The organism is Paenibacillus sp. PAMC21692 (assembly GCF_014303795.1).
GTDB classification, from domain to species: Bacteria; Bacillota; Bacilli; order Paenibacillales; family Paenibacillaceae; genus Pristimantibacillus; species Pristimantibacillus agaridevorans.
The window spans coordinates 7,862,145-7,884,744 of the sequence record NZ_CP060293.1; the positions used below are offsets into that span (position 1 = coordinate 7,862,145).

The window sequence follows — 22,600 nt, forward strand, 5'->3', positions numbered from 1 at the left end:
GTAACGGACATTACGGCCTCTATTTGCGCCAATCCTTCCTGATTTCGCACCATTTATGCGTAGTAGCGTCCCCCTTGTCCGTTAAAACGTGACTCTAACGAAAAAGCGAACAATAGAGCTTCTGGTGTCCGTTAGCCCAGTTAACCTCTCCACGTTAATAGACGCAGCATCGTCATCCGTATCGCTTTCTTACGCGAAACATCCTATCTACAATAAAAATCAACAACAACAAATCAACAACAAAAAAGCTTTCCCCCAAAGGAGAAAGCTCTTTGAACACAAACTATTATTTATCCAGCGTCCCGACTGCCCTGTCGAAGCCGCTGCACTGGCCATTACTTATCCAGCGTCCCGACTGTCCTGTCGAAGCCGCTGCTCCGGCCATTACTTGTCCAACGCCTCGACCACCGTGTCAATGCCGTAGCTTTGGCCAATTGGTCCGTAGCCCATGCCGAGCGTACCGTTGAAGCCGTACACTTGACCGTTCTTGACGGCCTTCAGACCCTTCCATACTTCGGTTTTCTCCCATTCGTCGGAGACGGCAGCCATGTCCGGATTGTCATAGTTGAAGTACCCCAGGAAGAGATGGTCCGGGTTCAGCGCGGCCAATCCTTCCAGCGACATCTCGGCGCCGGCTGTCATAATGGGATCCTCCGGCGCTTTAAGCCCGATCCCCTTATCGTAATAAGGAGTCAGCGTCTGAGTGCCGCCCAGATAGGCTACCGTATCGCGAATTTGCAGGAAGGCGACTCCGCCTTCTACGTCTGCCAGCTTTTCCTTCGCGTCCTTGATCTTGTTCTCGAAACCGGCGATAAAGTCCGATGCCACTGTTTCTTGACCAAGCATTTCGCCGAATTTGGCGACAAGCGCCGGCCAGTTGGTCCATACGTCCGTCTGCGCTTCGTCGATGACGACGGTCGTCGCGATTTTCTCCAACTGCTCCGTTACTTCGGCGTTGACCGCGTTGCCCGCGATGATGAGATCCGGACCATACTCAAGCAGGCTCTCCATGTTCACCGTCGTGTTCTCGCCAACGACAGCCAGTTCGTCGATCTTGTCGACATAAGGCTTGTAGTTCTCGGAGTCCAGCGAGGAATTTTCCTTTGTAAACGGCAGCGCAAGTCCTACCGTCTTCAGGTCGAATACCAAGATGGATTCGATATATCCCCAGTGAACGACGGCCACGCGCTCCGGCTGCTTCTCGATGACGATGCTTCCGTTTGCCGCTTCGATCGTGCGCGGGAATGCCGCGGTCGGCTCTTGCGTTGCTTCCGAGTTCGGCGAAGCCGTAGGCGATGCGCTTGGCGCGCCTCCGTTATTGGACCCCGCGTTGCCGGAGCAAGCGCTCAGGAACAGGAACAGGCTCAGCAATCCAACGATTGCGGCATAACTTGTTTTGCTCGACTTTCTATTCATGACTAGCATCCTCTCTTCGGCCAACTACACCGATAACGATTCTCATTAACAAATAAAACAGTACCATCCCTCGCGCGGAATGAGAATAGAGAGATTCCCGCGGGAGGGATGGACGATTTCCATCCGAGGATACGTATCAGCGTTCCAGCTCCCTGCTTATCAGTCCGATTTGACTGGGAGCGATGCCTTTATATTTTTTGAACAAGCGGCTGAAATAATACGGATCCGCATAACCGACGCTGCGGGCGACGGCGGACACCGAAAATTGCTTCGTCTGCAGCCACTCCTGGGCCTTGTTCATCCGATAGTGGATCAAGTAGTCGATAGGCCCCATCCCGGAATACTTCGTGAATAGATGCGAGAAGTACTTGGCCTTCAGCTTGTATCGCTCGGCAAGCGTCGCAAGCGTAATTGGTTCCGTAAAATGCGTCTGGATATACTGGATCGCATCTTCGATGACAGGATAACTTTCCTTATTCTGCCCATGACGCTCCGATTGCAATACATTGGCGATAATCTGGTAGAAGATCGACTTCTTCTCCAGCAGATTCATGAAATCCGGGGACGAGTCGGCCTCCAGCAAACTGTCGACGAGCCTCAGCAGCTCAGGCGCAAGCGCAGCCTCCAGCAACGCAATGTCCCGGGGCTCCCTTATTCCCTCTTCAACAGCCGCACTTTCCTCCGAACGGTCGAGTTGGGCCCTATCCGAATCAACATGCACAGGAAAATAATGGACAAGACAATAACGAAATCCCTGTTCTCCGGCAATAATCTCCAGCCGCCTGCCCGCTCCGCCGATCAATACCTTCCCCGGTGCCAGCAGGTAGCTCTCATCGTCGAACAGAAACTCCGCTTCCCCATCGAGCGCTATAATGACGCCGCATCGGGCCGTCGGCTTGTCCACATGTCCGCCGTAGACCCGATTGGCTTCCAACTGCGTGCGGTATACGCCGTACAGCGCAAGCGGCGTATTGGCGAAATATTGAGCCAGCTCCTCGTAGGCATATCCCATTGTCGACAACCTCCTAGCCTCTCGTTCTTGTCATCAAATACAAGAAATAAGGCGCTCCGATTACGGCCGTGACGATGCCCGTAGGAATCTCGGAAGGCTGGATGACCCAGCGTCCGATCGTATCTGCCGTTAGGACCAGTAACGCGCCGACAAGTGCCGATGCCGGCAGCAGTCCTTGATGCTTCGGTCCGACGAGCCGCTTCGCGAGATGCGGGCCGATCAAGCCGACAAAGCCGATACCGCCGCTGACCGCGACGCAGGATGCTGCCAACGCTACGCCCGCCGCAAGGAGCTTAAGCTGCTCGCGCGAGACATGGGCGCCGAGGCCCCGCGCCGTCGCGTCGCTTAAGTTCAGCACGTTCATTGTCTGGGCTTTGGTCATGACGTACGGAATCAGGAACAACAGCCATGGCAACAGTGCCATTACGAACTTCCAGTTGGTGCCCCAAATGGAGCCTGCCAGCCATGTAGCGACCATTTGATATTTCTCCGGATTGAGGCGCAGCGTCAATACGATCATGGCCGCGCTGATGCCGGCGGCCACTGCGACCCCCGTCAGAATGAGACGGGTCGGCATAATGCCTTCATGTTTTTTGTACGCGAGCACATAGATCAGAAAAGCCGTCAGCGCCGCTCCCCCGAACGCCAGCATAGGCAGGAAAAAGACGGGAACGTTGGCCGTTGTGGGGAAGTAAGACACATACAGCATGACGACGAGACCCGCGCCGGCGTTGATGCCCAGCAGGCCGGGATCGGCAAGCGCATTGCGCGTGATGCCTTGCATAATACAGCCGGATAATGCGAGTCCTGCGCCGATTAGCATCGAGATAACGATACGAGGCAGCCTGAATTGGAAAAGAACAAGCTCTTGCCGATCCGTTCCTTGCCCGAACATGGTCATAAATAAATCCTTTGGCGTCAGTTTGATGACGCCGGTGTTCATGCTTATGATGAATGTGGTGAAGATAAGTACGGCAAGTATGCTCATTACCAGGATGGAGCGACTGCGGCGTTTCTTCTCGATGGATTCTGCGGTGATGGCCTGCATCTACAGCTCCCTCCTTTCCTTGCGCGCCAGATACAGGAAAAACGGCACGCCGATAAGCGCGATGAGCGCTCCGATAGGCGTCTCTTCGGGCGGATTAACCATACGGGCGGCAATGTCGGCAAAGATAACGAGCAGCGCGCCCAGAATGGCGGAGCACGGAATGATCCAACGATAGTCGACGCCGACAAGCTTCCGCGTCAGATGCGGAATAATGAGGCCGACGAAGCCGACCGCACCGACGACGGCTACAGCGGAGCCCGCCAGAATAAGCACCACGATGGCGCAAAGAGCTTTAACCAAACCCGTTCTCTGGCCGAGACCGCGCGCAATGTCCTCGCCCAGGCTGAGCATAGTCACCGAACGTGATAACACGATGCCCATTACCAGCGCCACGGCAACCCACGGAACCATAACCTGCAATTGATCCCAGCGTGTTCCCGCGACGCCTCCCGCATACCAGAAAGCGATGTCTTGCCCGATCTTGAAGTAAAGCGCGATGCCCTCTGCCAGCGCGCTAAGCAATGCGCTCAGCGCGGCTCCGGCCAATACGAGACGGGCAGGCGACAGGCCGCCCTTGGCAAGCGCTCCGATGCCGTATACCAAGCCCGCGCCGAGCGCCGCTCCCACAAACGAGAACAGGATAACGGACATGAACGGCAGGCCCGGGAAAAATGCGAAGCAGATAGCAAGCATGAAACCCGCGCCGGAGTTGATGCCCAGCAAGCCGGAGTCGGCGAGCGGGTTGCGGGTCATGCCCTGCATGATCGCGCCGGCCACCGCGAAACTCGCCCCCACCATAGCGCCGCCAAACACGCGCGGCAGACGGAGCTCTCTGATAATCTGGTGATCGGTCAGCTCGGGATTGAACTGAAAGATCGCTTGCCACACGACCTTGAATGAGATGTCCGCTGCTCCGAAGTTAATAGAAAGGAAAAGTCCAAGCACGAGCGCGATAAGACCGCCAAACAAGACGACCGTAGCAGCAATCGGTCTGCTCTTGATGGGGGCGTGCGAGGATGGCGTAATCGTTGCGGTACCAGAAAATGCGGGATGATAAGAATGAGATGACTGCTGCGCTTCCGATAAGGAAGATGTTTGCATTGTCGCATTTGATGCTGCTACGTCCGCTTCTGCCGGCTTGGAGCCGTTTCTGGTCTTGTTTGATCTAGTCGACATGGGTTCCTATACCTTCTTATCTTTTATTGATATTGATTCTCAATAACAATCACATTGAAATTATAGAGGAAATGCCCCCCGATTGCAACGATAAAAACTCTTTGCTCAGGAATTCGAGCGTGACTGCCCGCCTTCAGCGCGTAATATCGGAGGTATAACTCCCCGGCTCTAACGACAACACTGCAAAATTTGTACTTTTTAGAGTCATAAGCGTTACTAACGCCTATGGACGCTATGTCGCATAATTTCCTAAAATAAAAAAGCCCTGCTCCCCGTCCTGCAAACGGGAAACAAAGCTTGAATTGTCACTGTGTCATCATCCTACCGAGGAGTTCAATCTGCCGAGCTCGTCTTCGACAAGGGAAGTTAACTCATCCTCATATCCGCCTGTTATGCGATATTTGCGAATGTAATCCTTCACAAACTTGCGCGGGTCCTTGGGCTGGAAAATTCTCGTAAGTTCCTTCAGGCTTTCCTTGACTTCATTCTGGCTATGCTTCGCCATGAAATCTCCTCCCTTATACGATGGATGGTCGTCCTAAACAGTATAATCCGAGAACGTATGCGGCTCTTACACCGCAAGAACCCCCTTCGGTGCAGGCTAACTCCATGGCCAATGAGTCACAATGTTTTCATTTTTCTTACTATTATATCAGTTTGCCCACAATTATGAAAGTGAACAAAAATTAACCCTTGGTCTGTTTTCGTTCGTCATCTGCCTCCGAGTCCGTGCTGGAGGCATCCTCCGAGGACTTGGATTCGGCGAGTTTCTCCTTTCTATACATACGTAAATAAGCCACTACGCCGACTACGCCAACCGCAATTCCGAATGCGAGCAACGCGATCGTAACCCAATCCCGGGGCATGCCTCCACCTCCAATCTACTTCAAATATCGGCGAATCCCGACGTGGAATGTAGGGTCAAATTGCACAAAAATTATTCCATATATTAGCTAATATTATATCGAAATCAACATAGACTGGCAACTCGTGGAAACTGTCCTTATGGGAAAATTTTCTTGCGATCATATTTTCCGGTAAGCTCCGCTCCCCCAGGCAAGAAGCTTTCCGTCCCCATCCATGACCGACGCTCGCAAAGTAATCGTACGTCCTGTGCGATGAATGGTTTCCGCTTCGCAGATCAGAGTTCCTTCCCTTGCACTGGACAGGAAATGGGTGTTCATATTGGCGGTAACGGTCCGCTCATTGCTCTCGGCAAGCATGACGAGAAGCCCCATTGCATTGTCCATCATCGACATCAACACTCCGCCATGCACGATGCCCAGCATGTTCAGGTGAGAGGACTCGATGTTCAAACTGATCGTCGTCTTGACTCCGTCCGCAGACACGACCTTGCACCCCAGCCTCCCCCAAAAAGTCTCCTCGGCCCGCTCCGCAAGCCGCTGCCATGCTTCTGCCTCCTCGGCTCGGCGCGCTGCCTCGTCTTCCCCCATTGCCGCCTAACCCTCCTTCGCCTTCTCCATCGACTCGGCTTCCTCTTCGGCCAACTTGCGGCGCAGCACCTTGCCTACCATCGTCTTTGGAAGCGTTTCCCTAAATGCATACCGGTGCGGCACCTTGTAAGCGGCCAGCCGGTCTCTGCACCATCGGTCAAGCTGACTGTCCGACACATGCCAGCCTTCCTTCAGGACAATGAACGCCTTGACCGTTTCGCCGCGGTATTCGTCCTTCACTCCGATGACGGCAGCCTCCCTCACCGCCGGGTGCTCGAACAGCACCTCCTCAACCTCGCGCGGGTAGACATTGAAGCCGCTCGCGATAATGACGTCTTTGATTCGGTCCATAATCGTACAGTAGCCCTCTTCGTCGATTGTCGCCAAGTCTCCCGTATGGAGCCAGCCTTCTCGAAGCGTTGCGGCAGTTTCCTCGGGACGGTTCCAATACCCTGCCATTACCTGAGGGCCGCGAACGACAAGCTCGCCCATCTCCCCTGTCTTAAGCCTGCGTCCGGTAGACGGATCGACAATCGCGACATCGGTATCCGGGAACGGGAGGCCGATCGTGCCGATCTTCCGCTTGCCCCAGATGGGATTCGCATGAGTGACTGGCGACGCCTCTGTCAGCCCGTAACCTTCCACCAACCTGCCGCCCGTAAGCGATTCGAATTGCTCCTGAACCTCCAGCGGCAGAGCCGACGATCCGCTGATGCACACGTTAATGGAAGACAGATCGTTTTTGGCGGCGTTCGCATGGTTGATCAGGGCCACATACATCGTTGGAGCGCCAGGGAAAATCGTCGGTTTCTCGGCGTCGATCGTCTTTAGCACGGCGTCCAGTTCGAAGCGCGGCAGCAGCACGAGCATCCCGGCCCGCAAGACGGACATGTTCATAAGTACCGTCAAACCGAACACATGAAACAACGGCAGCGCGGCCAGAAATTTTTCCTTGCCGTCCTCCGCCTTATAGCACCATGCCGACGTCTGGAGCGTGTTGGAGACCAAGTTGCCGTGCGTCAGCATCACTCCCTTTGGCGTCCCGGTGGTGCCTCCGGTATATTGCAGCGCCGCAAGCTCATCCCCGCGTCCAAGCTCCGGCAGCTCCACGGAGGGCGCGTGACCGGCGAGCAGCTTTTTGTACGCCAGCACGCCGTGCTTCCCGTACGGAATGTCGTTCTTGAAACCTTCCTTGCGCTGCTTGATGGGATAAAGCAGATTTTTCGGGAAGGGCAAACCGTCTTTAATGGACGTGACAATGACATGACGAAGTGCTGGAATCGGCCCTTCCTCCGGCTTCTCGCCGCGAACGCGCGACAGCCTGCCGTAGAGAAGATCAATCGTGAGGATCGCGACGGCTCCGCTATCCTTCAATTGATGCTCCAGCTCCCGCTCCACGTACAGCGGATTCGTCTGCACGACGACGGCGCCGGCGAGCAGCACGCCATAGTAAGACACGACCGCCTGCGGACAATTCGGCAGCATAATGGCAACGCGGTCGCCCTTCGAGACTCCGAGCGCGACGAGTTCGGTGGCCAATCGGACGGCGGCGGTATGGAGCTCGCGGTAGGTCATCGTTTTGCCCAGGAAGTGCAGCGCCTTGTGATCGGGAAAACGTCCCACCGAGTCCAGCAGGAACTGCGCGATGCTCTGATTCGGATAGCTCAGCGAATGCGGCACCTCCGCCGGGTAATTCGCCAGCCAAGGCCGGCTAAATGGCGCCTTGTCGCCAGGCGGAGTGCTCTCGCTCGACGCGTTGTCTGCGGTGCCCCCCGAAGGATCCTCTTCGGCGGGTGGGGCATCTGCTTCTTGCAGAACGTTTAACGCCGCATCAGGCGAAGACTCCTCAGACACCTCGCCCCCCGTACCCCTCGAAGAGTCCACTTTGGCGGAAGGAGCATCTGCTTCTTGCAGAACGCCTAACGCAACTTCGGGCGAAGACTCCTCGGACACCTCGCCCGCAGTGCCCTCCGAAGGATCCCCTTCGGCGGAAGGAGCATCTGCTTCTTGCAGAACGCCCAACGCAACTTCGGGCGAAGTTTCCTCTGCAGGCGAATCCGCCTCCTGGAGCGCTGCGGTATCCCCGGCTTGATCCGCTGTCGATTCAGGCGCCGCTTCCGGTGCGCGAGCAGACTCCTCCGGCGGCGGAATGGCATCAACCGGTATTCTCGCAGCCAGAGTCGACGGTCCCTCTTCCCCGACGGCATCGGCGTCATGATCCATCGCTTCCGGCGAGTTAAGAAAGATGTCCGTTTCATCATCGACATGACCAGCGTCTGACGCTTGGTTCTGAGAGGAGGATTCTCCCCCCGGGTCGGTGTCGCCGCTCTGAGCTTGAAGCTCGCTCAGAACTGCCGGACTCTCCCCAGTCCCAGGCTCTGCAACGTCCCGATCCCCCCGAGCCTCCCCAGACTCGGCAGGTTCGGGAGCCGCGTGGCTCCCTTCCGAGGCGTTCTTACGTGCTTGTGGCTCTGCGGATACAGCTTCGGCCGAATCTCCTTCCTGCTGATCTGCGGCGCGCGAATCTTCGTTCGGCAATGAATCGGACGATAGCGGGTCTCCAGGTCTACGCGATTCCATCGCTGCACTCCCCCTCTACACGACATAGTGTTCACTGCGAATCACGCGGGCCGCGATCTCTCGCTTGAGAGCGATCGTATCCGACAGTGGCGCCCGCATCAGCTTCTTCAAGACGGACAGCTGCATCTGCAGCCCGTCGCCGCGCTCCAAAGCAGAGAGCGCAGTCTTGGCAAGCGATTCGATCTTCTCCATGGCCTCCTGCACGAACACCTCCGTCATAGACAGCGCAAGGCGAGCGTCCTCCGTTCGGGCTCCCCCTTCTCTGGACAGCATCTTCTGCGACCGCAGCAGCGCGCTTTCCATCGCGAAGACTTGAATCATCAGATCCGCTAATACGCATAGCACCTCCTGCTCTCTTTCAAGCTTCGTGCCCAGCTTTTGGACCGCGAGACCTCCGATGGCGAGAAATGTTTTTTTCGCTTGGGCAACGCGGTAAGTTTCCTTGTCCAGCGGCTCCGAGAATGTCGGCAACGACATGGGTCCCATCAGCTCGCCCAGAAGCGACTGCGTTTTTTCCATGAGCGGGAGCTCGCCTTTCATTGCTTTTTTGAGCAGCGTGCCGGGGATGAGCATTCGGTTGATCTCATTGGTCCCCTCGAAAATCCGGTTAATCCGCGAATCCCGATAAATCCGCTCTACCTTATATTCGCGAATATAGCCATAGCCGCCGTGAATCTGCACGCCCTCGTCGATGACGGAATCAAGCGCCTCCGATGCAAAAACCTTAAGAATCGAGCATTCTATCGCATACTCGCTGATCGCCTTCACCGCCCTTGCCCCGGCACCCTCCGAGCTTTCGGAGTAATCGTCTCCGCCCCCCTCCTGCTCCTCCAGCTCTCGCAGCGTCGCATCAATGTAACCCGCGATCCGGTATACCATGCTCTCCAGCACGAACGTCGTAATGTTCATGTCCGCAAGCTTGGCTCCGATAAGCGGGTATCGCGACAGCTCGTGACCGAACTGCTTGCGCGTATTAGCGTAAGCGGATGCCAGCTCAATGGTCTCCTTCGACGAGCCAAGGCAAGCCGCGCCGAGCTTGAAGCGGCCAATATTCAAAATATTGAAGGCGATTAGATGGCCTTTGCCGACCTCTCCGAGCACATTCCCGACCGGGACGTGGACGTCCTCGAAGAATAACGGGCACGTCGAAGACCCCTTGATGCCCATCTTATGCTCCTCCGGACCGATACTGAACCCCGCCATCTCCCGTTCCACGATAAACGCCGTAAATCGTTCCCCGTCCACCTTGGCATACACGATGAACACGTCTGCGAATCCCGCATTCGTAATGTATAGCTTGGAACCGTTAAGCACATAAAACTTCCCATCCTCCGTCAGCTTCGCCGTCGACTTCGCACCGAGCGCGTCGGAGCCTGAAGCCGGCTCGGTCAAGCAATAGGCCGCGATCCGATTCCCCGACGCCAGGTCCGGAAGGTACTTGGCCTTCTGCTCCGGCGTGCCGAAGAACACGATCGGGAGCGTCCCAATGCCGGTATGAGCGCCGACCGACAATGCGAACGACGATGCCCTCGCCATCGTCTCGGCAAGCAGCGTCGTGCTCACCTTGTCGAGCCCGATGCCGCCGTAGAGCTCCGGCACGTCTGCGCCAAGCAGGCCCAGCTCCCCGGCTTTGCGCATGAGCTGAACCGTCAGTTCATAATTAAGCGCTTCGACCTCCGCGTCGCGCGGCGCCAGCTCCGTCTCCAGGAACTGCTCTGCCGCCTGAGCCATCATCATCTGCTCCTCCGTGAAGTCCTCCGGCGTCACTACCGACGCCGGATCGCTGTCCTGTACGACGAACCGCCCGCCGAAACGTATCGTTCCCGTCGCCACTATCGCATTCCTCCTCAAGTCATAGTCAGTCGAACATCCCGATGCTTTCATCCCGCCTCCGATGCACATCGTCACGACGCCAATTCCGCCACCGCGACGGCGCCGCTCGTGGATGAGTGTTGCACGCTAACTCTCCGGATAGACCTCAATAACGCCAGCGGCTCCCATCCCGCCTCCGATGCACATCGTTACGACGCCAATTCCGCCACCGCGGCGGCGCAGCTCGTGGATGAGCGTTGCACGCTAACTCTCCGGATAGACCTCAATAACGCCAGCGGCTCCCATCCCGCCTCCGATGCACATCGTCACGACGCCAATTCCGCCACCGCGACGGCGCAGCTCGTGGATGAGCGACACGGTCAGCTTCGTGCCGGTACATCCCAAGGGATGCCCGAGCGCGATCGCTCCTCCGTTCACGTTCACACGTTCGGGATCCAGCCCCAACTCGCGGATGATCGGCACGCACTGGGCCGCGAACGCTTCGTTTAGCTCGAACAGGTCCACCTGCTCCTTCGTGATGCCCGCTTTCGCCAAAGCCTTGGGAATCGCCTCGATAGGACCGATGCCCATCACCTCGGGTGCAACGCCCGCAACCGCGAAGCTGCGAAAAGCGGCAAGCGGCCTCACGCCAAGTTCTTCGGCCTTCTCCCGGCTCGTAACGATGACGGCTGCTGCCCCGTCGCTCATCTGGGAGGCATTGCCCGCCGTCACCGTTCCTTCGCGAGCGAAGGAGGGCTTGAGCGGAGCCAGCGTCTGTGTCGTCGTCTCCGGTCGAACCCCCTCGTCGACTCTAAACACGAATGTCTTCTCCCAAGGACGACCTGCATCGTTCGTGCCGGAGCGTGTAGCGGTAACCGGAACGATCTCGTCCTCGAAGCGTCCCGCCTCAATCGCGGCCGCCGCTTTACGATGACTGCCTGCCGCGAATTCATCCTGCTCATCCCTTGATACGCCGTACCTTCTGGCGACCTCCTCTGCCGTATGGCCCATCCCCATGTATACTTCCGGCATGGCATCTACAATTCCGGGATGCGGCGACAGGCGGAAGCCGCTCATCGGAACGTGGCTCATGCTCTCCACGCCGCCGGCGACGACAACGTCCGCTTCACCTAGTCGAATGCGTTCGGCGGCATATGCGATAGACTGCAAGCCCGAAGCGCAGAAGCGGTTAATCGTAACCGCCGGCGTGGTGACCGGCAGACCTGCGTATAACGAAACGATGCGCGCCATATTAAGCCCTTGCTCGCCCTCCGGCATGGCACAGCCGATGATGACATCCTCTATGGATGCCAGATCAAGCTCCGGCACTTTCTCCAGCGCCCCCAGCAGTACGGCCCTCCCCAGATCCTCCGCGCGGGTCTCGGCCAGACTGCCTTTATTCGCCTTGCCTACCGCCGTCCTCGCCGCCGCGACGATAACGGCATCTCGCCCTGACTGCGCGAATGGCGAACCCGGCAACGATTGCTCGGTCCCCATAGTCAAATACTCCTTTCGCAAAACATAATTGTTGGTCCCGCCGACTTATTCGGCGGATTCGACCGCCGGGCAGTCCTGTAAGGCGGCCTCGCCGACTTATTCGGCGGATTTGGCCGACGGACGAACCTGTAAGGCGGCCTCGCCGACTTATTCGGCGGATTTGGCCGCCGGGCGGGCCTACAAGTCGGCCTCGCCGACTTATTCGGCGAATTCGACCGCCGGACGAACCTGTAAGGCGGCCTCGCCGACTTATTCGGCGGATTCGACCGCCGGGTGGGCCTGTAAGTCGGTCTCGCCGACTTACTCGGCGGATCCAGACGCCGGGCGGAGCTGTAAGTCGGTCTCGCCGACTTATTCGGCGGATTCGACCGCCGGGCGGGCCTGTAAGTCGGCCTCGCCGACTTATTCGGCGGATTCGACCGCCGGGCGGACCTGTAAGTCGGTCTCGCCGACTTATTCGGCGAATTCGACCGACGGACGAACCTGTAAGGCGGCCTCGCCGACTTATTCGGCGGATTTGGCCGCCGGGCGGGCCTACAAGTCGGCCTCGCCGACTTATTCGGCGGATTCGACCGCCGGACGAACCTGTAAGGCGGCCTCGCCGACTTATTCGGCGGATTTGGCCGCCGGGCGGGCCTACAAGTCGGCCTCGCCGACTTATTCGGCTGATCCGGCCGCCGGACGGACCTGTAAGTCGGCCTCGCCGACTTATTCGGCGGATTCGACCGCCGGACGGACCTGTAAGTCGGCCTCGCCGACTTATTCGGCGGATTTGGCCGCCGGATGGACCTGTAAGTCGGCCTCGCCGACTTATTCGGCGGATTCGACTGCCGGGCGGGCCTGCAAGGTCTCGCCGACTTATTCGGCGGATTTGGCCGCCGGGTGGACCTATAAGGCGGCCTCGCCGACTTATTCGGCGGATTTGGCCGCCGGGCGGGCCTGTAAGTCGGCCTCGCCGACTTATTCGGCGGATTTGGCCGCCGGGCGGGCCTACAAGTCGGCCTCGCCGACTTATTCGGCGGATTCGACCGCCGGGCGGGCCTGTAAGTCGGCCTCGCCGACTTATTCGGCGGATCCAGACGCCGGGCGGACCTGTAAGGCGGTCTCGCCGACTTATTCGGCGGATTCGACCGCCGGACGGGCCTGCAAGTCGGCCTCGCCGACTTATTCGGCGGATCCGGACGCCGGGCGGACCTGCATGTCGGCCTCGCCGGTCTCGCCGACAATCTTGCCGAGCCCGACCCATTCGGCCACGACCGCTAGTTCCGCAACGGCTTGCCTTTGGTCAGCATGTGGCTCATCCGCTCCTGCGTCTTGCTCTCGCCGCACAGGCTGAGGAATGCCTCGCACTCCAAATCGAGCAGATACTGCTCGCTCACCCGCGCGCCCTGGCGAACGTCGCCGCCCGAGAGCACATGCGCTAGCTTGCCGGCGATAAGTGCATCGTGCGCGCTAATATGGCCGGAGAGCCGCATCGCCTGCACGCCCATGGCGAGCACCGCCTTGCTCTCCCGGCCGCCGATGGCGACGCGCTCCTCCTCGGGCGCGGTGTAACCCGCGCGGTCGAGCTCGAGCACGAGCCGCTTCGCTTCCGCGATGCGGGCGTCCTGCCGGACGAGCGTCCGGTCCTGCGGGCGTAGCAGTCCCAGCTTGGCGGCGTCATGGCCGCTCGTGGACGTCTTCGCCAACGCAATCGTCTCGAACAGCGCATTCAGATGCGGCTGCAAGTCACCCGGCGTCGCCCCGCCTCTGCCAGCCCCCGCTGCCGCCGAAAGCCCCGCCCGTTGCATCGCCGAGATCGCCGCTTCCTTGCAACCGCCACCGGCCGGGATCAACCCGACACCCGTCTCCACCAAGCCGAAATATGTCTCCGGCGACAGTAGGATGACATCCGCCGGCAAGCAGGCTTCGACGCCACCGCCCAGCGTCATCCGGTGCGGGGCCGCAACGACGGGACGATCCAGCCTCTTGAGCCGGAGCATGCTGTCCTGGAAGAAGCGGATGATGTCCTCCACCTCATCCCACTCCCCAGCTTGCGCCTCCATAAGCAGCAGCATGAGGTTGGCGCCGACGCAGAAGTTCCGGCCTTCGTTCGCCAGCACGAGCCCGCGCCAGTTGCGCGACACCTCCGCCGCGCTCTGTCGGATCGCGGACAGGACATCTCCGCCGATCGCATTGTTCGGTGAATGGAATTCCAGGCAGACGACGTCGTCGCCGATGTCGATCAAGCTTGCGCCGGGCGTGCCGAGCACCGACCGTCCGTCCGCTTTGAGCGCCGCCAACGAAATGACGTCCTCCTCCTGCCGTTCCTCCCTCAATCCGCCGGAAGTCGATGCGTAGAACCGCTTACGCTCCGATGTCTCGTAGAAGGAAGCATGCCCTTCCCGCAGCCACGCCTCCACCCACTCCGGAACGATCTCGCCTTCCTCCTTCATCCGCTCAACGGATGCCTCAAGGCCGATGGCATCCCACAGTTCAAACGGCCCCAGCTCCCAGTTGAACCCCCACTTCATCGCGCGGTCGATATCGACGACGGATTCCGCGATGACACCCACTTGCGCTGCCGAATACAACAAAGTCGCCTTGACGGTCGACCAGGCGAACTGCGCGTATCGGTCCTTCGGATTCGCGCCAAGCAGCGCTTTCGCCTTCGCCGCCGCTCCCTTCGCGGACTTCGCGGCGTCGATGACCGGCGAGGAGACCCGCACCTGCGGCCCGTATTCCATCGTCCCTAAGCGAAGCGACTCGATGCGGCTCCGCCCGTCCGCGTCCTTGCGCTTGCGATAAAAGCCGGCGCCGCTTTTTTCCCCCAGCCTTCCCGACGCCACCAGCTCCTCCAGCAATTGCGGCCTTGCAAAAACAGCCCGCTCCGCCTCGTCCCCGCTCCGTTCCCTCACGTTGTCGACAACGTGCAACAGCGTATCGAGACCGACGAGATCCAGCATGCGGTAAGTTGCGGTCTTCGGCCGGCCCAGCGCCGGACCCGTCAACGCGTCTGCTTCCTCTACCGTGAGCCCGAAACGGATCGTGTCCGCCAGCGTGACGAGCATTCCGTACGTGCCGATCCGGTTCGCGATGAAGTTCGGCGTATCCCTGGCGACGACGACGCCCTTGCCCAGCCGGCTCACGCACAGCTCCTCGAGCAGCTCCGTTACCTCGGGCGCCGTGTCCTCCGTCGGCACGATTTCGACTAGCTTCATGTACCGCGGAGGATTAAAGAAATGCGTCGCCGCAAAATGCTCCCGAAATTCCTTGCTCCTTCCTTCCGCCATCGCGGCTACGGACAGACCGGACGTGTTCGTGGTGACGAGCGTTCCGGGCCGCCTTGCCGATTCGATCGCCGCGAGCACCTCCCGCTTGACGTCCAGCCGCTCGACGACCGCCTCGACGATCCAGTCCGTGTCGCCCAGCAGCGCGAGATCGTCCGTCAGGTTGCCCGGTCTGATCCGCGAGGTCCATGACGAATCGTACAGGAGCGCGGGCTGGCTTCGGGCCATGTTCGCGACGGCTCTGCCCGCCAAACGGTTGCGGACCGCCGCATCGTCCAGCGTCAACCCTTTGCCCGCTTCTTCGTTCGTCAGCTCTCCCGGAACAACATCGAGCAGCAGCACCCGCATTCCCGAGTTGGCCAAGTGGGCGGCGATTCCCGCTCCCATGACCCCCGAGCCGATGACGGCGGCGGTCCGGACGGCTGTCGCGCTCCTCCTTCGAGTCGTTGAAATCGACATCGCTTGCTTCACTCTCCTTTTGAAATGTAGTGTTACCTGCCAAATACGCTCTCCGCCAGCAGCTCCGCCACGTCCCGCGCTTCGACCTCCTCGTCCGCGGACAGGAAGCGGAGTCCGTCCTCCATCATGGTCAGGCAATACGGACAAGCGGAGCTAATGACGGACGGCTTAACCTCCAGCGCTTGCGCCGTCCGGGCGTAGTTGACCCGTGTGCCGGAATGCTCTTCCATCCACATCAGACCGCCGCCGGCTCCGCAACACATGCCTTGAGGGCCGGAACGCTCCATTTCGCGCACGTTAATGCCAGGTATGGATCTCAGCACGCTGCGCGGCGCCTCGTACGTGCCGTTATAGCGCCCGAGATAACAGGAGTCGTGGACCGTCACCCGCTCCTCCACGGCGAACCTCGTCTTCAGCCTCCGTTCCGCCACCAGCCTGGCCAGCAGCTCCGTATGATGTTCCACCAGCACGCCCGGCGACAACCCGAAGTCCGGGTATTCATTCTTGAACGTGTTAAACGTATGCGGACACACGGTCACGATATGACTAATCCCATATTTGCCTAATGTCGCGATATTCTCCCTGCACAGCTCCTGGAATAGCAGTTCGTTGCCGATGCGTCTGGCCGTATCGCCGGAGCTTTTCTCTTCATTCCCCAACGTTGCAAAATCGATGCCCGCATGCTTCAGCAGCCGAATAACGTCAAACAGCACTTTGCGGCTTCTCGTGTCGTAAGCGCCCATGGAGCCCGCCCAGATCAGCAGCGATGGCAGTTTCTCGCCGCGCTGCTTCCGCTCCGCCATCGTGTCAACCCGGATGCCCGTACGGCTGTAGCACTCTTCGATCCATGCGGCGCGCTCCGCACGCGGCAGTCCCCAAGGGTTGCTTTGGCGTTCAATGTTTTGCAGCGCCCGCTGGCCATCTGCCGGAAGCCGCCCTTCCATCAGCACGAGATATCTGCGCATGTCGATGATTTTGTCCACGTGCTCGTTGCCGACCGGGCATTGCTCCTCGCAGTTCCGGCACGTCGTGCAAGCCCACAGCTCATCCTCCGTCATCACGTCGCCGATCAGCTCAAGGTCCTCCGCCTTCGCTCCGGCATGTTTCGCCCATCCGGCCTTCTGCACGTCCATCGTAGGCGCTATATTCGTCTTGTAAGCGGCAAGCGGATCTGCCTCGTCTCCATGACTGCCCCAGTCCGGCATGACGGAGCCCATGGCATGCGCGGCCGGCTCGGCGCCCTGCCATATCAGGCTGCCCGGCAGCCATGGCGACTTTGAGGTGATGGATGCCCCTTTCTCCGTGAGATGGTCGCGCAGCTTCACGATGAGATGCATCGGCGACAGCAGCTTGCCGGTGCTCGAAGCCGGGCACACATTCGTGCATCGCCCGCACTCCACGCAAGCGTACAGGTCCAGCAGCTGCTTCTGCGTAAATTGCTCCACCTTGCCGACCCCGAAGCTCTCCGCTTCCTCGTTCTCCAAATCGAGCGGGGCCAGCCTTCCCGGCGGCGTATTGCGGCGGAACCAGATGTTTACGGGCGCGGTGATGAGGTGGAAGTGTTTGGACTGCGGAACGTACACGAGAAAGCTTAGCAGGATTACGAGATGCAGCCACCAGAAGGCTTCGAACCAGGCATGGGCCAGCGGGCTGCCCCGTGCGACCAGATGGCCCAGCAACTCCGAAACAGGACCGCTGATAGGAGCGTGCCGGGCTTCGACGACAGAAGCCGACCCTAACCTCTCGAAGGAGAGAGACAGCAGGATCGACAACATTAATCCCCCGATGAACCAAAGCACGATTGAGGGTTTCCATCCCTTTTTGAGCCGGGCCAGTTGCTCGCCGTACCTTCTATACCCGCCGTAGACGATGGCCAACAACACGAGGAACACGGTAACTTCCTGCAGCCAGGAGAACGGCCCGTAGAACGGAATCGGCAAGGCTTCGCCGCCGTTAAGCCCCTTCCATATGAGGTCGACCGCCCCGAACTGCAGCATGATGAATCCGTAAAAATAAACCAAATGCATGGTTCCGCTTCGCCAATCATTCAGCAGCCGGCGGTGACCGAACATTTCGCTTCCGATCCCCGTTTTCCCGCCGCGGCGGACGTTTCTCCCCCGCCAACGACTCTCCTTGATTCCGGAATCGGGTTCGCTGCCAACGCTATCCTGCAGAACTCCGTCTTTGGCGGTCTTTCGCGCCAAGCCTCCCGGCCGATGCCGCTCGAACACGGCTGGAGCGCCCAGCTTCATATAGCCGATTCTTCGCCACACGACAGCCGCGAACATCCAGACGGCCGCCGCGACGAGCAGCGCGAACAGCAACCATCTCATCCACGACGCATTAGACCCGCCTGCGGCCAGCAAGGCCGCAAGCGCCCTCTTCTCCGTCGATACGCCAATCTGCCCACCGACAGAAAGGAGCATTATCCATTGCCCTGCCACTTGTCAGCCCTCCCTTGTCGACCGATCCCATCTGGCTCCCCTCATCGCGGAGCTCTAGTTTTGGGACAAGCTTTTGAAGCGCTTTCATAAATATCCGCGGTCCTCCATTTATATGAACGGGATGTCGCGAACATGCTTTTTTCGGATGGCTCGCATGGGGTCTAAAGCCGGCGGCAGCATCATAAGGTAGCACTGATGGACAGTGTGTTCCGACCGGAATAACGTCAGTAAATCCAAGCTCGCAAGGGAGGTTGCCATGCAAACAATTGTGGTTCTGCTTAAACAAACCTTCGACACCGAGGAGAAAATAACCGTCACCCCTCAAGGCATCGAAGAACGGGATGCCAAGCTGGTCATTAACCCGTACGACGAATACGCTTTGGAAGAAGCGCTTCGGATCAAAGAGCGCTCCGGCGGCAACGTCGTCGTTGTGACCTGCGGTCCCGAACGCGCGCAGGAGGCGCTCCGCACGGCGCTTGCCGTAGGCGCCGACGAGGCGGTCCGCATCGACTCCGCCGGGCTCGGCAGCGACAGCCACGCGCTCTCCGCTGCTCTGGCCGCCGTCATCGAGCCGCTGTCCCCCGACCTGCTGCTCGCCGGCTTGTTCGCCGTCGATAGCGGCTCCGGAAGCGTCTCTCTCCAGGTAGCAGAGCGGCTGGGCCTGCCCCATGCTTCCGCGGCCGTAAAGCTCTCGATCGGCAGTGCTGCGGAGCTTGGCGTCGACTCCGTCGGCAGCGCTGCGCTCTATGCGCTTGTGGAGCGCGATGTTGAGGGCGATACGGAGACCGTCGCGATTCCGCTGCCGGCGCTGGTTACGGCGCAACAGGGCTTGAACGAGCCGCGATACCCTTCGCTGCCCGGTATAATGAAGGCCAAACGAAAGCCCTTGAAGGTGGTCGAGCCGGACGAGATCGGGCTAGGCGGCGACAAGGCGGCAGAAGCGATCCGCACCCGCCAGATCTCCCTCTCCCCTCCCCCGCCTCGGGCGGCGGGCAAACGGATCGGCGGAGCTGCGGCGCAGCAAGCTTCCGAGCTTTTCAAGCTGCTGCAGGATGAAGCGAAAGTATTGTAAGCGGGTGACGGCAAAGTGGGCGACAAGTAGTTGAATATGGCGCGCTGTTGGGCATGGTGGGTAGTTGAGCCGCCGTTGGGCCAGGACATTGGTAGGCATGGCGCGCCAGTGGGCATGGTGCGCTGTTGGACATGGTTCGTTGTTGGACATGGTGCGTTGTTGGACATTGTGTGTTAGGCCAGGACACTGGTGGGTATGGTATACCGTTGGGACTGGTGCACTGTTGAGCATGATACGTTGTTGGGTATGGTGCGTTGTTGGGTATGGTGCGTTGTTGGGTATGGTACGTTGTTGGGTATGGTGCGTTGTTGGGTATGGTACGTTGTTGAGTATGGTGGACTGTGATTAACGGGAAAGCGTAGGGGCCGTAGTGGAGTAACTTTCTTTCAAAGACTTGATAGAAGTGGGAGTAACAGTTCCCCTTTACGCATAGCTGACTTTCACATTGCTTCGAAAGGAGTCACGAATCATGAGCAGAACGGTATTAATCTACGCGGAGCGCCGTGATGGCGTTTTACGGCGAGTTGCCCTGGAGGCGCTTGGCGCAGCCAGACGCCTTGCTGGCAACGATGGCGCCGTGCATGCCATCGTTGCTTGCTCGGGCGGCGCTGCGGATGATGTCGACGCCTTGCTGGCGCGTGGCGCGGATGTCGTACATGTTGCCGACAATCCCGCCCTCCAAAGTTACACCCCCGAAGTTTACGCTGCCGTTTTGGGAGCGGCAATGACTGCAATCAGTCCCGACGCGTTGCTGCTTGGCCATACTGCGGCTGGACGCGAGCTTGCGCCTCGTCTTGCCGCAGCCCACGGTGCCGGCCATATTGCCGACGTCACCGAGATCGAACTGTCCGGCGACGGGACCGTCGCCTTCGTCCGCCCGCTCTATGCCGGCAAGGCGTTCGAGCGGCGCAGCTTCGAGCCCGGCCATCCTTGGATCGTCACGGTGCGCCCGAACAATCTCCCGCCAGCCGAGCCGCTGGACGCTGGCGGCAGGAGCGACACTGTCACCGAGCTGGCCTTCTCGGTGCCGCCGCTGGTGACGGCCGTGCGCGGTGTCGTGCGCCGCACGGCCGGCGGCATTGATCTCGCCGAAGCCGACATCGTCGTATCGGGAGGCAGAGGCGTGCGCAGCGCGGCGGGCTTCGAGCCGCTTCAAGCGCTGGCCGCGGCGCTTGGCGGCGCGGTCGGCGCTTCGCGTGCCGCTTGCGACGCCGGCTACTGCGACTATGCCCTCCAGATCGGGCAGACGGGCAAAGTCGTAACGCCGCAGCTGTACATCGCTTGCGGCATCAGCGGCGCCATCCAGCATCTGGCCGGAATGAGTCAGTCGCGTACGATTGTCGCCATCAACAAGGACCCCGACGCCCCCATCTTCAGCATCGCGGACTACAGCATCGTCGGCGACCTGTTCGAAGTTGTTCCGCTGTTTACCGCGGAGATCCTTCGTACCCGATCAGCGGGTTGAAACGGTCGTGCCGCACGAACGTTTCTTCCAACGTGAAGAGGCTGCGTTGCATGAGCAACGCAGCCTCACTTCGTTCCAGTTAAGGATTCTTCATTTATGAACTCACATGCACTCCGCCTTGCCTCTAACCCGATGTAACAAAAAACAGGCTGTCATCCAACTAGTCGCACTGGACGACCATTTGGATGACAGCCTTCTTATTTGTCCCTAAGCGAAATCCGGCATCCGGATTTCCATGACGCAGTCCGGCGACTCGTACCAGTCGTCGCGCACCGCGTTGGTGACGGGGTAGGAGCGCATGAGGTAGCTCTCCATGGGCTCCAGGTGTTTCCGCAGACGGCTGAATTCCGTCAACTTCGGATTCAGCCAGTCTTCCATGCCTTCCGCATCCAGCACGACCGGCACGTTAGGCTGCCAGACGGACATGGCCCCGGAAGAGGCAGCGGTCACCATCGTAAACGCCCGCACTTCCTCCCTGCCGTTTACATGGCGCCAGCAATCGAAAATGCCGGGTATGCCAAGAATGGGCTGGTTCGGCACTACCGTGTGCATGACGCGGGGGTCGCGCTCCTGGCCGAACGTTTTCTGGCCGTAGAAGCCGCTGCAAGGAATGATGCAGCGCTGGCGCTTCAGCATGCGCTCCAGAAACGGCTTCTCCGACAGGGTGCTGTAATCCGTGTTCACGGAATCCTTCGCCCAGAACGGGAACAGCCCCCATCTTGCTTCTTGCAGGACCCGCGTGTCATGCCTGTCGTTCATAATGATGGTGACATTCTGCGTCGGGGTTATGTTGAACCGACCCTTGTGCCCCTTCATATTTTTGCGTACTTGGAATTGATCCATCAACTCGCCGATCTCCGCCGTCAATGAAAACCGTTCAATCATCACATTCACTCCTCACTGGATGCTTGCGTTGTTGACACCAGTGTTTGTTAAGCGAATGGAAATTATGCACAACGGAGGAAATAATCGACGCGCTTCATCTTTCACGCCGCCGATATTTCATGCCATGACCGATTAACACTATGAATTACGCTCACCCTGCTAAGTAGTAAAACGTTTGCGAAATTTAAGAGGCGGCATGCCGGTATGCGCGGCGAACAGTCTGGAGAAATGCGGCGTTTGGCGGAAGCCCGTCTCTTCGGCGATACGCGCGATCGTCCAATCCGTCTTGATCAATAGCAGCTTCGCCTGATCCAGCCTGTAGTAGAGCAGATATTGTTGAGGCGTGCAGCCGAATACTTCCGTCATGCAGCGCGTGATATAGTTCGTATGCAGCTCCAGCACCTCGCTAAGCATGGTGTTGCTGATGGTACTCCGGTAATTGAGCTTCAAATAAGCGGCGGCTCGCTCCGCGATCGACACCGCGGCCTTCGCCGCATCGGAACGCCAGCCTTCATCCATCATCTGCAACAGATGGAGGAACCGCTGTTGCCGGTCCCAAAATGCTCCGTGGGAAGAGCTCTTGGCCGCTTCGTGCAACTGAGAGAAGATTAGCTTGGCTTCGTCGGGATAGCTCAGCTTCATACGCTTCGGCACCCGTATCGCATACGTGTAGTAGTCTCCCCGCAGCGTGCCCGGCTGGCTCCCCTGCGTCTCCTCCCAAGCTCCCGCCGCCTGGAAATGCACCCAATCGAACACCGTGGCCTCATTGCAGGGCTTAAAGGAGTAATGCCAGCTGTCCGGCCTCAGAATAAGCACGTCTCCCGGCGTCAGCGTCCATCTATTGTTCTCTTCCGCGACATGAAGCGTCCCCTCGTTCACGAACAGCATGTCGAACACGCCGAGGTTCGTCCGGTTGGGATGCTCGTCTCCCGGCAAGTAAGTCGTACGGTTGGATTCGATAAAGAAAGGCAACGGCGGCGATCGGAACGTCACTAATAAATCGTCTGACAA

General features: G+C 59.1%; 17 protein-coding genes. 2 read left to right on the plus strand and 15 right to left on the minus strand.

The window, feature by feature from the left end; translation table 11 throughout:
• Positions 1-384: 384 nt before the first annotated feature.
• From H7F31_RS31325 to H7F31_RS31385, 13 genes are all read right to left on the minus strand, one after another.
• Positions 385-1,416: an ABC transporter substrate-binding protein gene (locus H7F31_RS31325; protein ID WP_187102035.1), complete on the minus strand. Its 1,032-nt coding sequence runs from the start codon at positions 1,414-1,416 to the stop codon at positions 385-387.
• Positions 1,417-1,552: 136 nt separating this feature from the next.
• Positions 1,553-2,428, minus strand: coding sequence for a helix-turn-helix transcriptional regulator (locus H7F31_RS31330; RefSeq protein ID WP_187102036.1), 876 nt, complete (start codon positions 2,426-2,428; stop codon positions 1,553-1,555).
• 13 nt (positions 2,429-2,441) lie between these two features.
• Positions 2,442-3,476 carry a FecCD family ABC transporter permease gene (locus tag H7F31_RS31335; protein WP_187102037.1) on the minus strand — a complete coding sequence of 345 codons (1,035 nt, stop codon included), beginning with the start codon at positions 3,474-3,476 and terminating at the stop codon, positions 2,442-2,444.
• Positions 3,477-4,652 carry a FecCD family ABC transporter permease gene (locus tag H7F31_RS31340; RefSeq protein ID WP_261800201.1) on the minus strand — a complete coding sequence of 392 codons (1,176 nt, stop codon included), beginning with the start codon at positions 4,650-4,652 and terminating at the stop codon, positions 3,477-3,479. It abuts the gene before it with no gap.
• 316 nt (positions 4,653-4,968) lie between these two features.
• Entirely contained in the window at positions 4,969-5,157 is a 189-nt protein-coding gene (locus H7F31_RS31345; protein WP_068687297.1) for a hypothetical protein, read from the minus strand.
• Positions 5,158-5,338: 181 nt separating this feature from the next.
• Positions 5,339-5,518: a hypothetical protein gene (locus H7F31_RS31350; protein ID WP_087570476.1), complete on the minus strand. Its 180-nt coding sequence runs from the start codon at positions 5,516-5,518 to the stop codon at positions 5,339-5,341.
• Between the two features lie 159 nt (positions 5,519-5,677).
• Positions 5,678-6,106: a PaaI family thioesterase gene (locus tag H7F31_RS31355; protein WP_187102038.1), complete on the minus strand. Its 429-nt coding sequence runs from the start codon at positions 6,104-6,106 to the stop codon at positions 5,678-5,680.
• A 6-nt stretch (positions 6,107-6,112) separates the two neighbouring features.
• Positions 6,113-7,807, minus strand: coding sequence for a long-chain-fatty-acid--CoA ligase (locus H7F31_RS31360; RefSeq protein ID WP_261800584.1), 1,695 nt, complete (start codon positions 7,805-7,807; stop codon positions 6,113-6,115).
• 894 nt (positions 7,808-8,701) lie between these two features.
• On the minus strand, positions 8,702-10,522 hold the full coding sequence (locus H7F31_RS31365; protein ID WP_397374772.1) for an acyl-CoA dehydrogenase family protein: 1,821 nt from the start codon (positions 10,520-10,522) through the stop codon (positions 8,702-8,704).
• A 123-nt stretch (positions 10,523-10,645) separates the two neighbouring features.
• Positions 10,646-10,750 (minus strand): hypothetical protein, encoded by a 105-nt coding sequence (locus H7F31_RS34645; RefSeq protein WP_187105637.1) that lies wholly within the window; start codon positions 10,748-10,750, stop codon positions 10,646-10,648.
• 12 nt (positions 10,751-10,762) lie between these two features.
• Positions 10,763-11,995, minus strand: coding sequence for an acetyl-CoA C-acyltransferase (locus H7F31_RS31375; RefSeq protein WP_187102040.1), 1,233 nt, complete (start codon positions 11,993-11,995; stop codon positions 10,763-10,765).
• A gap of 1,259 nt (positions 11,996-13,254) precedes the next feature.
• Positions 13,255-15,723 (minus strand): 3-hydroxyacyl-CoA dehydrogenase/enoyl-CoA hydratase family protein, encoded by a 2,469-nt coding sequence (locus H7F31_RS31380; RefSeq protein ID WP_187105638.1) that lies wholly within the window; start codon positions 15,721-15,723, stop codon positions 13,255-13,257.
• 32 nt (positions 15,724-15,755) lie between these two features.
• Complete coding sequence (locus H7F31_RS31385; RefSeq protein WP_261800585.1) at positions 15,756-18,056, minus strand: (Fe-S)-binding protein; 2,301 nt, start codon at positions 18,054-18,056, stop codon at positions 15,756-15,758.
• Positions 18,057-18,423: 367 nt separating this feature from the next.
• Here H7F31_RS31385 and H7F31_RS31390 point away from each other — a divergent pair, with 367 nt between their 5' ends.
• Positions 18,424-19,239 (plus strand): electron transfer flavoprotein subunit beta/FixA family protein, encoded by an 816-nt coding sequence (locus H7F31_RS31390; RefSeq protein WP_187102041.1) that lies wholly within the window; start codon positions 18,424-18,426, stop codon positions 19,237-19,239.
• 469 nt (positions 19,240-19,708) lie between these two features.
• Positions 19,709-20,704 carry an electron transfer flavoprotein subunit alpha/FixB family protein gene (locus tag H7F31_RS31395; RefSeq protein ID WP_187102042.1) on the plus strand — a complete coding sequence of 332 codons (996 nt, stop codon included), beginning with the start codon at positions 19,709-19,711 and terminating at the stop codon, positions 20,702-20,704.
• 207 nt (positions 20,705-20,911) lie between these two features.
• On the opposite strand, the gene H7F31_RS31400 is transcribed toward H7F31_RS31395, so the two are convergent.
• Together H7F31_RS31400 and H7F31_RS31405 are read right to left on the minus strand one after the other, a co-directional pair.
• Positions 20,912-21,589 carry an SOS response-associated peptidase gene (locus H7F31_RS31400; RefSeq protein ID WP_087572719.1) on the minus strand — a complete coding sequence of 226 codons (678 nt, stop codon included), beginning with the start codon at positions 21,587-21,589 and terminating at the stop codon, positions 20,912-20,914.
• Positions 21,590-21,748: 159 nt separating this feature from the next.
• Positions 21,749-22,600, minus strand: a complete 852-nt coding sequence (locus H7F31_RS31405; protein WP_087572720.1) for a helix-turn-helix domain-containing protein — start codon at positions 22,598-22,600, stop codon at positions 21,749-21,751.